Origin of the sequence: Pseudomonas capeferrum (genome assembly GCF_013523055.1) — a bacterium.
Lineage (GTDB): Bacteria > Pseudomonadota > Gammaproteobacteria > Pseudomonadales > Pseudomonadaceae > Aquipseudomonas > Aquipseudomonas capeferrum_A.
In genome coordinates, this window is the sequence record NZ_JAAMQM010000002.1 from 210,888 (window position 1) to 224,386 (window position 13,499).

Consider the following 13,499-nt stretch of genomic DNA (forward strand, 5'->3'; position numbering starts at 1 on the left):
TTCTCTAGGCCACACCCGGCGGATGCCAGGGCCGGAAGCCGCAGTACCCATACCACGAGGATTTCGTCATGGCTTTGACCGTTAACACCAACACCACCTCCCTGGGCGTCCAGAAAAACCTGAACCGTGCTACCGATGCACTGGCCACCTCGATGACTCGTCTGTCTTCCGGCCTGAAGATCAACAGCGCGAAGGACGATGCCGCCGGCCTGCAGATCGCTACCCGCATGACCTCCCAGATCCGCGGTCAGACCATGGCGATCAAGAACGCCAACGACGGTATCTCCATTGCTCAGACCGCCGAAGGCGCGATGCAGGAGCAGACCAACATTCTGCAGCGCATGCGTGAACTGGCAGTCCAGTCGCGTAACACCTCGAACAGCGACGACGACCGTGACGCGCTGAACAAGGAATTCGCGCAGATGTCGGACGAGCTGACTCGTATTGCCAACAGCACCCAGCTGAACGGCAAGAACCTGCTGAACTCGGCTGCCACCATGACCTTCCAGGTCGGCTCCAACACCGGTTCCGACAACCAGATCAGCATCACCCTGGCTGACCTGACCGCAACCACCCTGAACGTCAGCAGCGGCAGCATCGCGATCTCCGGTACCGACGCCGAGATCGAGGCCAACTTCAACGCCGCCGTCGACGCGATCGACACCGCGCTGCAGACCATCAACACCAATCGTGCCGACCTCGGTGCCGCGCAGAACCGTCTGACCAGCACCATCAACAACCTGCAGAACATCAACGAAAACGCCGAGGCCGCTCGCGGCCGTGTACAGGACACCGACTTCGCCGCGGAAACTGCCCAGCTGACCAAGCAGCAGACCCTGCAGCAAGCTTCGACTTCGGTCCTGGCCCAGGCCAACCAGCTGCCATCGGCTGTACTGAAGCTGCTTCAGTAATCCTTGATGGGTTCTGGCGGGGGAGTGCATTTGAAGCGCTTCCCCGCTTTTTCGTTCTCAGGTGGTGGACATGGACATTAACGTCAAGATGAACCTGTCGTATCAGGCTGTTCGTACAGCCGAACAGGTCGCCGAAAAGCCGATTACCCGCTTGGCAGATATCCCCCCTGACAGTGGCAAAAGCGGCCTGCCACCCGTCGAGGATGCTGACAAGGTCAAGAGCGCCGTCTCGGAAATCGAGAAGTTTATCAACTCGAGCCGTCGCAACCTGGAATTCTCCACGGACGAAGAATCAGGCAAAATCATCGTCAAGGTCATCGCCAGCGATACGGGCGAGTTGATCCGCCAGCTTCCCTCCGAAGAGGCTCTACGGATCGCCAACAGCCTGAGCGATGTCAACAGTCTGTTGTTCGACGCCAAGGTCTGACCGGGCGACGAGCATCATGACCAGTTTCATGTCGGGCTTGCAGGAGCAGGTCGCGACGCGTTTATGAGAGGGACACAGCATGGCAAGTCCGATTAGCTCCTCCACCGGCCTTGGATCTGGTCTTAAGATCACCGAGATCGTCACGGTGCTCGTCCAGTCCGATACTGCGGCCAAGCAGGCACAGATCACCCGGCAGACCAGTAACAACACTGCGATGATTTCCGGTGTCGGCGCGCTGCGCAGCGCCCTCACGGCGTTCCAGGACGCCATGAAGAAACTCAACAGCGCGGATGCGCCCTCGTTCAACCCCTACGCCGCCACGTCCGGTAACGAAGCCATCTTCAAGGTATCCGCCGACAGTACTGCCGTTCCCGGCAGCTATGACATCGCGGTGAGCAACCTGGCTACCGGTTCGAAGGTGGCCAGCCAGAAGTTCGCCGATGGCGCCAGCGCCGAAATCGGCGAAGGCGAGCTCACCATCGCCCAGGGTGACACGTCCTACAAGATTCAGGTCGGCAGCGGCGCCACGCTGCAAAGCGTTCGCGACCAGATCAACAAGGAAATGGGTGCTAACGGCATTTCCGCCAACATCATCAACGAGTCGGGCGGTTCGCGTCTCGTGCTGTCTTCCACGACTACCGGCAAGGGTACCGATCTGGTGCTGAGCGGTATTCCCGAGCTCGAAATCGACGGCACCAAGTCGATGGCCGACAATGCCAACGGTGCCGGCTTCATCACCAATCCAGCCAAGAATGCCGTTATCACCATCGACGGTCTGCAAGTCGAGAGCGCTACCAATACCGTCAAGAATGCCATCAGCGGCATGACCCTGGAGCTGACCGGAACCTCGTCCTCCAATAGTTCGACCAAGGCCACGGTAGCCGCGAACAATGACGGCTTGAAAAAGTCGGTCCAGGGCTTCGTCGATGCCTACAACACGCTGCAGAAAACCATTACCTCGTTGACGTCCACCAGTCTTGACGAAGATGGCAACACGGTACTCGGTTCGCTGACCAACGACCCGACCACCCGCTCGTTGCTGGGCGATGTGCGCAAGGTATTGACCGAGGTCGGCTCGGGCGACCAGCTGACCACCTTGAGCCAGCTGGGTATCAACACCCAGAAGGACGGGACGCTGGAGTTCAATGCCACCAAGTTCACCACGGCGATGGATGAGAAGAAGCTCGGTACCGAGGTGCAGGAGCTGTTTTCCGGTACGAACGGCATTTTCGCGCGGATGAACAAGGCGATCGACCCCTACAACGCCACTGACGGCACATTGGTCCAGCGCAAGAACAATCTGGATGTCGTGGCCAAGCGCCTGAGCGATCAGCAAGCGGCGCTGGACCGACGTTCGGAGTCGTTGACCGAAGCCTTGACCAAACGTTATGTCGCGCTAGATACCGCGCTCGGCAAGATGACCGCTCAAGCCAGCCAGATCACGTCGTTCTTCGACGCCATCAACGCCCAGGCGAAATCCTGATCCCGTCGCGCACCAAGCCCAACGTCGCTTTCCAGTCACGTCGGGCTTTTTCTTCACCCTAAAGTTTTTTACCGTACTGGCGATACAAACGGTACACGCAACCTTTTCCGCTGCAACGAGGTAGACCATGAACCCGATGTTGGCCCTTCGGCAATACCAGAAAGTCAACGGTGTGGCGCAGACGTCCGTAGCCAGCCCGCACCGTCTGGTGCAGATGCTCATGCAAGGCGGGCTCGACCGCATTGCCCAGGCCAAGGGCGCCATCGCGCGCAATGACATCGCCCAGAGGGGCATATTGATCGGCAAGGCTATCGATATCGTCGGCGGCCTGCGTGAAGGGTTGGACCTCGAAAACCATGCCGACAGCCTGGCCGAGCTGGACAGTCTGTATACCTACATGAGCCGTCGCCTGGTCGAAGCCAACGTGAAATCCGATCCGGCCATTCTCGACGAGGTGGCGCGCCTGCTGATCACCGTCAAGGAAGGCTGGGATGCCATTGGCGATCAGACCGCAGAGTCGTAGGAGAACCCGATGAGCCTGGTAATCGAGCGTATCGAACAAACGCGCGAGGCGCTGTTGGCCGCGCTGTCCACACGCGATTGGGAAGCCGTGAGCGAGCTCGACATCGAGTGCCGCCTGTGTGTCGACGATGTGCTGGCGGAAGCTTCTGTCAACGAATCGGCGGTCCGTGGCAGTCTTGAGGAGCTGCTGGGGGTCTACCGGCAATTAATTGAAATTGCAAGTGGTGAGCGTCAATCTATAGTCGATGAGATGTCGCAGATCCGCCAGGCAAAAAACGCCGCAAAGGTATACCATTTGTTCAGCTGACGCTGGATGATACAAAAACAGGGCGCCATAAATTTGACTGACCCTGTTTTTTTGACTTAACTAGTGGCTGTTTGCGTTTATCAGACGTCCGATTGCTGAAGTGTTCAGTCGGAATGCTGTCGAACACGCCCCCGGGCGCCGATATGACTAGGGAAGTTGCTATTGCATGTGGCGTGAATCCAAAATTCTCCTGATCGATGACGACGGCGAGCGCCGCCGGGACCTGGCGGTGGTGCTGAATTTTCTTGGCGAAGAAAATCTCTCCTGTTCCAGCCAAGACTGGCAGCAATCGGTCGAATCGCTGTCATCGAGTCGCGAAGTGCTCTGTGTCCTGATCGGATCTGTCAACTCGCCCGCCAATCTGCTGGGGCTGGTTAGGACAGTGTCTGCCTGGGATGAGTTCCTTCCAGTGTTGCTGTTAGGTGACATTTCTTCCGCAGACTTCCCCGAAGACCTGCGTCGCCGGGTGTTGTCCAGCCTCGAGATGCCACCTAGCTACAGCAAGCTGCTCGATTCCCTGCATCGTGCCCAGGTCTATCGCGAGATGTATGACCAGGCCCGCGAGCGCGGTCGTCACCGCGAGCCCAATCTGTTCCGCAGCCTGGTCGGCACGAGCCGAGCCATCCAGCATGTCCGGCAGATGATGCAGCAGGTGGCCGATACCGATGCCAGCGTGCTGATCCTCGGCGAGTCCGGTACCGGCAAGGAAGTGGTTGCGCGTAACCTGCACTATCACTCCAAGCGCCGCGAAGGGCCCTTCGTTCCCGTCAACTGCGGGGCGATCCCGGCCGAGCTGCTCGAGAGCGAGCTGTTCGGGCACGAGAAAGGTGCTTTCACCGGGGCCATCACCAGCCGGGCCGGCCGCTTCGAGCTGGCTAACGGCGGCACGCTGTTCCTCGACGAGATCGGCGACATGCCGCTGCCGATGCAGGTCAAGCTGCTGCGTGTCCTGCAGGAGCGTACGTTCGAGCGGGTCGGCAGCAACAAGACCCAGAGCATCGACGTCCGCATCATCGCCGCCACTCACAAGAACCTGGAGAGCATGATCGAGGAGGGGACCTTCCGCGAGGACCTCTACTACCGCCTCAACGTCTTCCCGATCGAGATGGCGCCGCTGCGCGAGCGCGTGGAAGACATTCCGCTGCTGATGAACGAGCTGATCTCGCGCATGGAGCACGAGAAGCGCGGCTCGATCCGCTTCAACTCCGCTTCGATCATGTCGCTCTGCCGTCATGGCTGGCCGGGCAACGTCCGCGAGCTGGCCAACCTGGTCGAGCGCATGGCGATCATGCATCCCTATGGTGTCATCGGCGTTGCCGAACTGCCGAAGAAGTTTCGTTACATCGATGACGAGGATGAGCAACTGGTCGATAGCCTTCGCTCGGATCTGGAAGAGCGCGTGGCCATCAACGGTCATACGCCGAGCTTCCCCAATCAGGCGATGCTGCCGCCTGAAGGCCTGGACCTGAAGGATTACCTGGGCAGCCTCGAGCAAGGCCTGATCCAGCAGGCGCTGGATGATGCCAGTGGCATCGTCGCGCGTGCCGCCGAGCGTTTGCGTATCCGGCGTACCACGCTGGTCGAGAAGATGCGCAAATATGGCATGAGCCGCCGCGACGGCGAGGAACAGGCGGAGGATTGACGCCTGCGCCACCCGGCGAACTCATTCATGAGGCCGCCGGGGGCACCTTGAACGCTGCCTCCAAAAGGGCGCAAAGCCCCATCCATGCTGTTCTGCGTGCCGCCTCTGGCGCTCTTTCGGGCTGATTACCCGGATGAACGGCACGGCTATTGCTACTGCGCTTGCAACGCGCCGTTTTTGACGGTCAGCCACGCGAGAGAGCACGATGCCCCAGGCCGCCCAGATATCCCGAGCCCCCGATCCGCAAGGCCGCAACCCGGTCGAGCCGCAAGGTCGAAAGGACCTCGAGCAGGCGTTCGCCCTGTTCAGCCAGGTCTCCAGCCAGCTCAGCGAGTCCTATTCCCTGCTGGAAAACCGGGTCAGCGAGCTCAAGGGCGAGCTTGCAGTGGTCAGTGCCCAGCGCATGGCCGAACTGGCTGAAAAGGAACGCCTGGCCAATCGCTTGCAGCACCTGCTGGGCTTGTTGCCGGGCGGGATCATCGTCATCGATGCCCAAGGGTACGTATGCGAGGCCAACCCTGCGGCGTGCGACCTGCTGGGCGAGCCTTTGATCGGCCAGCTGTGGCGCCAGGTGATCGCGCGCAGTTTCGCCCCGCGCGACGATGACGGGCATGAAGTCTCCCTGCGTGATGGGCGGCGCCTGTCCATTGCCACTCGATCGCTGGATGCCGAACCGGGGCAGCTGGTGCTGCTTACCGACCTGACCGAAACCCGCCGCCTGCAAGATCAGCTGGCCCGGCATGAGCGCCTGTCCGCCCTGGGGCGCATGGTCGCCTCCCTGGCGCATCAGATCCGCACGCCACTGTCGGCGGCACTGCTTTATGCCAGTCACCTGGCCGATACCGAGCAGGAACTCGCTCCCTCGATGCGCCAGCGCTTTGCGAGCAGCCTCAAGGAGCGCCTGCATGAACTCGAGCATCAGGTCCGGGACATGCTGGTCTTCGCCCGTGGCGAACTGCCGGTCACCGACCGGGTGACGCCCAAGGCTCTGTTCCAGGCCTTGCAGCAGGCTGCGCAGGCTCATGTCCAAGGACACTCCGTTCGCTGGCAATGCGATACCCATTTAGGCGAACTGATGTGCAATCGCGATACCTTGGTCGGCGCGCTGCTCAACCTGATCGAGAATGCCCTGCAGGCCAGCAGCGCGCCGGCGCGGGTAAAGATTCATCTGTATCGCCGCGATTGCACGCTGCACCTGTGCATCAGCGATGCCGGGTGCGGTATGGAGGCGAGCCTGCTGTCGCGCCTGGGCGAGCCGTTCCTGACCACCAAGGCTACCGGCACCGGCCTTGGTCTGGCGGTGGTCCAGGCAGTGGTCCGGGCGCATCAGGGCAGCGTCCGGGTAAGATCGAAGATCGGACGGGGCACCTGCGTAAGCGTCACCTTGCCGCTGATCGGCGAGGCACGCTGATGGCTATCAAGGTCCTGCTGGTCGAGGACGATCGCGTACTGCGCCAGGCCTTGGGCGACACGCTGGAAATCGGCGGTTTCGCCTATTCTGCCGTCGGTTCTGCCGAAGAGGCGCTGAAGGCCGTGGCGGGCGAGGCCTTCAGCCTCGTGGTCAGCGACGTGAACATGCCTGGCATGGACGGTCACCAGCTGTTGGCCCAGCTGCGTCGCCATCATCCGCAATTGCCGGTACTGCTGATGACCGCCCATGCAGCGGTCGAGCGTGCGGTCGATGCCATGCGCCAGGGCGCGGCGGACTATCTGGTCAAGCCTTTCGAGCCCAAGGCCCTTTTAGGGATGGTGGCGCGGCATGCCAGCGGTCGGCTGGTCGCGCAGGATAGCGGCCCCGTCGCCCAGGAGCCTGCCAGTCGGCAATTGCTGGAACTGGCTGCGCGGGTCGCGCGCAGCGATTCCACGGTGCTCATCTCCGGTGAGTCGGGTACGGGCAAGGAGGTCCTGGCGCGTTACATTCACCAGCAGTCGTCGCGCGCGGGTCAACCGTTCGTGGCGATCAATTGTGCCGCCATTCCGGACAACATGCTCGAAGCCACGCTGTTCGGTCACGAAAAGGGAGCCTTTACCGGCGCCATCGCCGCCCAGCCCGGCAAGTTCGAGCAGGCGGACGGTGGCACCTTGTTGCTCGACGAGATTTCCGAGATGCCGCTTGGACTGCAGGCCAAGCTGCTGCGCGTGTTGCAGGAGCGGGAAGTGGAGCGGGTAGGGGGGCGCAAGCCGATCAGCCTGGACATCCGCATCCTGGCCACCACCAACCGCGACCTCGCCGGTGAAGTGGCTGCCGGACGTTTTCGCGAGGACCTGTACTATCGCCTGTCGGTCTTTCCGTTGGCGTGGCGTCCCTTGCGCGAGCGCAGTGCCGACATCCTGCCCTTGGCCGAGCGACTGCTGGCCTACCATGTCGACAAGATGAAACATGCTCCTGTGCGGCTCTCGAATGCGGCGCGGGCCTGCCTGCAGGCCTATGCCTGGCCTGGCAACGTCCGCGAGCTGGACAATGCGCTGCAGCGGGCGTTGATCCTGCAGCAGGGTGGCGTGATCGAGGCGGCGGATTTCTGCCTGGCCGGCACGCTGCCGCTTGCACCTGTCTCGTCGCCGACGACGAATGTGCCTGCCATCGATGCGCGAGCGTCGGATACCGGCTGTCTGGACGGTGACCTGCGCCGTCATGAGTTCCAGATGATTATCGATACCCTGCGCGCCGAGCGCGGACGACGTAAAGAGGCTGCCGAGCGGCTAGGAATCAGCCCGCGCACCCTGCGTTACAAGCTGGCGCAGATGCGCGATGCCGGCCTGGACGTCGAGGCCAGTCTGTTCAGCTGAACCCTTTGCGCACAAGGCAATGACTGGGCTGGCACTCTTGTTGCTAGATCCTGGGTAACCGCTGCATGAGTGTCAAAAAAATGCGGCTGCAGGAGAGAGGAAGTCATGAGCCAAGGTGTTGAATTCAATCGTTTGATGCTGGACATGCGTGCCATGCAGGCGGACGCCATGTCGATGCCCAAGGCCGTTGCCGCGCCCGAGATGGGCTCGAGCAATTTCGCCGACATGCTTGGGCAAGCCATCAACAAGGTGCAAGACACCCAGCAGGCTTCGTCGCAGCTGGCCAACGCCTTCGAGATCGGCAAGAGCGGCATCGACCTGACCGACGTGATGGTCGCCTCGCAAAAGGCCACCGTGTCGTTCCAGGCACTTACCCAGGTACGCAACAAGCTTGTCCAGGCGTACCAGGACATCATGCAGATGCCGGTGTGAGGGCATATTGAGTCATGGCTGAAGCAGTCGTCGATAACGCACCCGCCAAGAGCCGCCCGGCCGCGTCCAAGCCGCCGCTGTTCGGCCTGGCGTTCCTGGAAAACATCTCGCGGATGCCCGTGCTGCGTCAGCTCGGCCTGTTGGTCGGTCTCGCCGCGAGCGTGGCGATCGGCTTTGCCGTGGTGCTCTGGTCCCAGCAGCCTGACTATCGTCCGCTCTATGGCAGCCTCACCGGCATGGACACCAAGCAGGTCATGGAGACCCTGGCCGCCGCCGACATCCCTTATACCGTCGAGCCCAATTCGGGCGCCTTGCTGGTCAAGTCCGACGACATTTCCCGCGCGCGCCTGAAACTGGCGGCCGCGGGTGTTGCGCCAACCGATGGCAACGTCGGCTTCGAGCTGCTCGACAAGGAACAAGGCCTGGGCACCAGCCAGTTCATGGAAGCCACGCGCTATCGTCGCAGCCTGGAAGGCGAGTTGGCGCGTACCGTTTCCAGCCTCAACAACGTGAAGGCCGCCCGCGTGCACCTGGCGATCCCGAAGAGCTCGGTGTTCGTTCGTGACGAGCGCAAGCCCAGCGCCTCGGTGTTGATCGAGGTCTACCCGGGGCGCGCCCTCGAGGCGGGCCAGGTCATGGCCATCGTCAACCTGGTGGCGACCAGCGTGCCCGAGCTCGACAAGTCGCAGGTCACCGTGGTCGACCAGAAAGGCAACCTGCTTTCCGAGCAACTGCAGGACACCGCGTTGACCATGGCGGGCAAGCAGTTCGACTACAGCCGCCGCATGGAAACCATGCTGACCCAGCGCGTGCACAACATCCTGCAACCGGTGCTGGGTAACGACCGTTACAAGGCCGAGGTGTCGACGGATGTCGATTTCAGTGCCACCGAGTCCACGTCGGAGCAGTTCAACCCCGATCAACCGGCCCTGCGCAGCGTGCAGTCCACCGATGAGCAACGCTCCAGCAGCCAGGGTCCGCAAGGCGTGCCGGGTGCCTTGAGCAACCAGCCACCGGGCGCGGCCACCGCACCGCAGACCACCGGCGGCACCGCGGCCGCCGCCGGCGCCATCGCGCCCGGTCAGCCGCTGCTGGACGCCAACGGGCAGCAGATCATGGACCCGGCCACCGGCCAGCCGATGCTCGCGCCTTATCCGAGCGACAAGCGTCAGCAGTCGACCAAGAACTTCGAGCTGGATCGCTCCATCAGCCATACCCGCCAGCAGCAGGGTCGCCTGACGCGCCTGTCGGTGGCCGTGGTGGTCGATGACCAGGTCAAGCTCGACCCGGCCACCGGCGAAGCCACCCGCGCGCCGTGGAGTGCCGAGGACCTTACCCGTTTCACTCGCCTGGTGCAGGATGCGGTGGGCTTCGATGCCAGCCGCGGCGACAGTGTCAGCGTGATGAACGTGCCGTTCGCCGCCGACCGTGGCGAAGAGATCATCGACATCCCGTTCTACTCGCAGCCCTGGTTCTGGGACATCGTCAAGCAGGTACTCGGCGTGCTGTTCATCCTGGTACTGGTGTTCGGCGTATTGCGGCCAGTGCTCAACAACATTACCGGCGGTGGCAAGCAGGCAGCCGCGGACAGCAACGACATGGAGTTGGGCGGCATGATCGGTCTGGATGGCGAACTGGCCAACGACCGTGTCAGCCTGGGTGGCCCGCAAAGCATTCTGTTGCCAAGCCCGACCGATGGCTATGAGGCACAGTTGAACGCAATCAAGGGCCTCGTGGCCGAAGATCCGGGTCGTGTCGCCCAGGTCGTGAAAGAGTGGATCAACGCCGATGAGTGATAACCGAGCCGTTAGCGCCAAGCTGAGTCGTGTCGACAAGGCTGCCATCCTCCTGCTGTCCCTGGGCGAGACCGATGCCGCCCAGGTGTTGCGACACATGGGGCCGAAGGAAGTCCAGCGGGTCGGTGTGGCCATGGCGCAGATGGGCACCATCCATCGTGAGCAGGTCGAACAGGTGATGAGCGAGTTCGTCGAGGTCGTCGGCGACCAGACCAGCCTGGGCGTGGGCTCCGATGGTTATATCCGCAAGATGCTTAACCAGGCGCTGGGCGAGGACAAGGCCAACGGCCTGATCGATCGCATCCTGCTCGGTGGCAATACCAGCGGCCTGGACAGCCTGAAGTGGATGGAGCCGCGCGCGGTAGCCGACGTCATCCGCTTCGAGCACCCGCAGATCCAGGCGATCGTCGTGGCTTACCTGGACCCGGACCAGGCCGGCGAGGTACTGAGCAATTTCGACCACAAGGTACGCCTGGACATCATCCTGCGCGTGTCCTCGCTCAATACCGTCCAGCCGGCGGCGCTCAAGGAGCTGAACCAGATCCTGGAGAAACAGTTCTCCGGCAACTCCAACGCCGCGCGTACGACGCTGGGTGGCATCAAGCGGGCCGCCGACATCATGAACTTCCTCGACAGCTCGGTGGAAGGTCAGCTCATGGATTCGATCCGCGAGGTCGATACCGACCTGTCCGAGCAGATCGAGGACCTGATGTTCGTCTTCAACAACCTGGCCGACGTGGACGATCGCGGTATCCAGGCGCTGCTGCGCGAAGTGTCCTCGGACGTGCTGGTGGTTTCGCTCAAGGGTGCCGACGAAAGGGTCAAGGACAAGGTCTTCAAGAACATGTCCAAACGCGCTTCCGAGCTGCTGCGCGACGACCTGGAAGCCAAGGGTCCGGTGCGTGTCAGCGATGTGGAGACCGCGCAGAAGGAAATCCTCACCATTGCCCGACGCATGGCCGAGGCCGGCGAGATCGTGCTCGGTGGCAAGGGTGGCGAGGAGATGATCTGATTGCATGGCAGGTGCCATGGATAGCGCCCGCTTTGCGGTCTTCAACTCCACCGGTTTGCGAGAACTCGACAGCATGTCCACCAAAGAACACTCCAGTGACCTCATTCGCGCGGACCAGCTGCGTGGCGTCGACGTCTGGGCAATGCCCAGCTTCGATCCCCAGCCCGAACCCGTGCCGGAGCCAGAGCCGGAAGTTGTCGAGGAGATCGAGGAAGTCCCGCTGGAAGAAGTCCAGCCGCTGACGCTCGAAGAGCTCGAAGCCATCCGCCAGGAAGCCTATAACGAGGGCTTCGCCACCGGTGAGCGCGAAGGTTTTCACAGTACTCAGCTCAAGGTCCGGCAGGAAGCGGAGACGGCGCTGGCGGCGCGACTCGACAGTCTGGACCAGCTCATGAAGCACCTGTTGGACCCCATTGCCGAGCAGGACAGCCAGATCGAAAAAGGCATGATCCACCTGGTCAGCCATGTGGCCCGCCAGGTTATCGGCCGTGACCTGCGCATCGATTCCAGCCGCATCACCCAGGTTCTGCGCGAGGCGCTCAAGCTGTTGCCGATGGGCGCCGACAACATCCGTATCCATCTCAATCCCCAGGATTTCGAGCTGGTGAAGGCCTTGCGCGAACGTCACGAAGAGCAGTGGAAACTGCTCGAGGACGAGTCGTTGCTGCCGGGTGGCTGCCGTATCGAAACGGCCCACAGTCGAATCGATGCAACGGTGGAAACGCGTATCGAACAGGCCATCTCGCAGATCTTCGACCAACTGCACGATCAGGCGCTGCATCCCGCGGCTGCCGATATGACGCTTGACCTGGGTCGTACCGATGCGTCTTGATCGAACCAGCTTCGGCAAGCGCCTCGATGGCTATGCCGACTCGGTGCGCCTGCCCGCCCAACCGGTGGTCGAAGGGCGCCTGTTGCGCATGGTCGGGTTGACCCTCGAAGCCGAAGGGTTGCGCGCGGCGGTGGGCAGTCGCTGCATGGTGATCAACGACGACAGTTACCACCCGGTCCAGGTCGAGGCCGAAGTGATGGGTTTTGCCAGTGGCAAGGTCTTTCTCATGCCGGTGGGCAGCATTGCCGGGATTGCCCCTGGGGCGCGCGTCGTGCCGGTGGCCGATAGCGGCCGCCTGCCGATGGGCATGAGCATGCTGGGTCGCGTGCTCGATGGCGCGGGTCGCGCCTTGGACGGCAAGGGCGGGATGAAGGCGGAAGACTGGGTGCCGATGGATGGCCCGGTCATCAACCCGCTCAATCGTGATCCGATCAGCCAGCCGCTGGATGTCGGCATCCGCAGTATCAATGGCCTGCTGACCGTAGGGCGAGGCCAGCGTCTGGGCCTGTTCGCCGGTACCGGGGTGGGCAAGTCGGTGCTGCTGGGGATGATGACGCGCTTTACCGAAGCCGAGATCATCGTGGTCGGCCTGATTGGCGAACGGGGACGCGAAGTCAAGGAATTCATCGAGCATATCCTTGGCGAGGAGGGGCTCAAGCGCTCGGTCGTGGTGGCGTCGCCGGCCGACGATGCGCCGCTCATGCGTCTGCGAGCGGCCATGTACTGTACCCGCATCGCCGAGTATTTCCGGGACAAGGGCAAGAACGTACTCTTGCTGATGGACTCGCTCACGCGATTCGCCCAGGCGCAACGGGAGATCGCCCTCGCCATCGGCGAACCTCCGGCCACCCGTGGCTATCCGCCTTCGGTATTCGCCAAGCTGCCCAAGCTGGTGGAGCGAGCCGGGAATGGCGAGGCGGGCGGCGGGTCCATCACCGCCTTCTATACCGTGCTTTCCGAAGGCGACGACCAGCAGGACCCGATCGCCGACTCGGCGCGTGGCGTGTTGGACGGGCACTTCGTGCTGTCCCGACGTCTGGCCGAGGAGGGGCATTATCCGGCAATCGACATCGAGGCTTCGATCAGCCGGGTCATGCCGCAGGTGGTCAGCGCGGAACACCTGCGCCAGGCCCAGACATTCAAGCAACTCTGGTCGCGTCTGTCGCAGAGTCGCGACCTTATCAGCGTGGGTGCCTATGTGGCGGGCGGTGATCCGGAAACCGACCTGGCGATTGCCTTGCAGTCCAAGCTGGTCGGTTTCCTGCGTCAGCGCTTGGACGAGAATGTAGGCATGGAGCAGAGCCGTGCTCAATTGAGCGGCATTTTCACCCCTCAGGCGGGTGGTTGA

13 protein-coding genes are annotated in these 13,499 nt (G+C 62.3%); all 13 read left to right on the top strand.

The window, feature by feature from the left end; translation table 11 throughout:
• The first annotated feature begins 68 nt into the window (after positions 1 to 68).
• The 13 genes from G7009_RS03420 (at position 69) to fliI (ending at position 13,499) form a co-directional block, all read left to right on the top strand.
• The gene (locus G7009_RS03420; protein ID WP_181128560.1) at positions 69 to 911 is read left to right on the top strand and encodes a flagellin domain-containing protein; all 843 of its coding nucleotides are present in this window, start codon (positions 69 to 71) and stop codon (positions 909 to 911) included.
• 70 nt (positions 912 to 981) lie between these two features.
• Positions 982 to 1,338, top strand: a complete 357-nt coding sequence (locus tag G7009_RS03425; RefSeq protein ID WP_181128561.1) for a flagellar protein FlaG — start codon at positions 982 to 984, stop codon at positions 1,336 to 1,338.
• A gap of 79 nt (positions 1,339 to 1,417) precedes the next feature.
• Positions 1,418 to 2,821 carry a flagellar filament capping protein FliD gene (gene fliD / locus G7009_RS03430; protein WP_181128562.1) on the top strand — a complete coding sequence of 468 codons (1,404 nt, stop codon included), beginning with the start codon at positions 1,418 to 1,420 and terminating at the stop codon, positions 2,819 to 2,821.
• 127 nt (positions 2,822 to 2,948) lie between these two features.
• Entirely contained in the window at positions 2,949 to 3,344 is a 396-nt protein-coding gene (fliS, locus tag G7009_RS03435; protein WP_181128563.1) for a flagellar export chaperone FliS, read from the top strand.
• Positions 3,345 to 3,353: 9 nt separating this feature from the next.
• Positions 3,354 to 3,650: a flagellar protein FliT gene (locus G7009_RS03440; RefSeq protein ID WP_181128564.1), complete on the top strand. Its 297-nt coding sequence runs from the start codon at positions 3,354 to 3,356 to the stop codon at positions 3,648 to 3,650.
• Positions 3,651 to 3,816: 166 nt separating this feature from the next.
• On the top strand, positions 3,817 to 5,292 hold the full coding sequence (locus tag G7009_RS03445; RefSeq protein ID WP_181128565.1) for a sigma-54 dependent transcriptional regulator: 1,476 nt from the start codon (positions 3,817 to 3,819) through the stop codon (positions 5,290 to 5,292).
• Positions 5,293 to 5,497: 205 nt separating this feature from the next.
• Positions 5,498 to 6,703 carry a sensor histidine kinase gene (locus G7009_RS03450; RefSeq protein ID WP_181128566.1) on the top strand — a complete coding sequence of 402 codons (1,206 nt, stop codon included), beginning with the start codon at positions 5,498 to 5,500 and terminating at the stop codon, positions 6,701 to 6,703.
• Positions 6,703 to 8,079: a sigma-54-dependent transcriptional regulator gene (locus G7009_RS03455; protein ID WP_181128567.1), complete on the top strand. Its 1,377-nt coding sequence runs from the start codon at positions 6,703 to 6,705 to the stop codon at positions 8,077 to 8,079. The genes G7009_RS03450 and G7009_RS03455 overlap by 1 nt, the downstream gene beginning before the upstream one ends.
• Before the next feature lie 105 nt (positions 8,080 to 8,184).
• Entirely contained in the window at positions 8,185 to 8,511 is a 327-nt protein-coding gene (fliE, locus tag G7009_RS03460) for a flagellar hook-basal body complex protein FliE (protein WP_181128568.1), read from the top strand.
• Between the two features lie 14 nt (positions 8,512 to 8,525).
• The gene (gene fliF, locus G7009_RS03465) at positions 8,526 to 10,307 is read left to right on the top strand and encodes a flagellar basal-body MS-ring/collar protein FliF (RefSeq protein WP_181128569.1); all 1,782 of its coding nucleotides are present in this window, start codon (positions 8,526 to 8,528) and stop codon (positions 10,305 to 10,307) included.
• Positions 10,300 to 11,319, top strand: a complete 1,020-nt coding sequence (fliG, locus tag G7009_RS03470) for a flagellar motor switch protein FliG (RefSeq protein WP_181128570.1) — start codon at positions 10,300 to 10,302, stop codon at positions 11,317 to 11,319. Before fliF ends, fliG begins: the two co-directional genes overlap by 8 nt.
• Positions 11,320 to 11,392: 73 nt before the next feature.
• The gene (fliH, locus tag G7009_RS03475; protein ID WP_181128698.1) at positions 11,393 to 12,151 is read left to right on the top strand and encodes a flagellar assembly protein FliH; all 759 of its coding nucleotides are present in this window, start codon (positions 11,393 to 11,395) and stop codon (positions 12,149 to 12,151) included.
• Positions 12,141 to 13,499 carry a flagellar protein export ATPase FliI gene (gene fliI, locus G7009_RS03480; RefSeq protein ID WP_181128571.1) on the top strand — a complete coding sequence of 453 codons (1,359 nt, stop codon included), beginning with the start codon at positions 12,141 to 12,143 and terminating at the stop codon, positions 13,497 to 13,499. The genes fliH and fliI overlap by 11 nt, the downstream gene beginning before the upstream one ends.

Coding starts and splice junctions, on each gene's coding strand:
- G7009_RS03425 (WP_181128561.1), top strand. CDS start 982: ATGGACATTAACGTCAAGATGAACCTGTCGTATCAGGCTGTTCGTACA.
- G7009_RS03445 (WP_181128565.1), top strand. CDS start 3,817: ATGTGGCGTGAATCCAAAATTCTCCTGATCGATGACGACGGCGAGCGC.
- G7009_RS03440 (WP_181128564.1), top strand. CDS start 3,354: ATGAGCCTGGTAATCGAGCGTATCGAACAAACGCGCGAGGCGCTGTTG.
- fliG (WP_181128570.1), top strand. CDS start 10,300: ATGAGTGATAACCGAGCCGTTAGCGCCAAGCTGAGTCGTGTCGACAAG.
- G7009_RS03450 (WP_181128566.1), top strand. CDS start 5,498: ATGCCCCAGGCCGCCCAGATATCCCGAGCCCCCGATCCGCAAGGCCGC.
- fliD (WP_181128562.1), top strand. CDS start 1,418: ATGGCAAGTCCGATTAGCTCCTCCACCGGCCTTGGATCTGGTCTTAAG.
- fliS (WP_181128563.1), top strand. CDS start 2,949: ATGAACCCGATGTTGGCCCTTCGGCAATACCAGAAAGTCAACGGTGTG.
- G7009_RS03455 (WP_181128567.1), top strand. CDS start 6,703: ATGGCTATCAAGGTCCTGCTGGTCGAGGACGATCGCGTACTGCGCCAG.
- fliE (WP_181128568.1), top strand. CDS start 8,185: ATGAGCCAAGGTGTTGAATTCAATCGTTTGATGCTGGACATGCGTGCC.
- fliF (WP_181128569.1), top strand. CDS start 8,526: ATGGCTGAAGCAGTCGTCGATAACGCACCCGCCAAGAGCCGCCCGGCC.
- fliH (WP_181128698.1), top strand. CDS start 11,393: ATGTCCACCAAAGAACACTCCAGTGACCTCATTCGCGCGGACCAGCTG.
- fliI (WP_181128571.1), top strand. CDS start 12,141: ATGCGTCTTGATCGAACCAGCTTCGGCAAGCGCCTCGATGGCTATGCC.
- G7009_RS03420 (WP_181128560.1), top strand. CDS start 69: ATGGCTTTGACCGTTAACACCAACACCACCTCCCTGGGCGTCCAGAAA.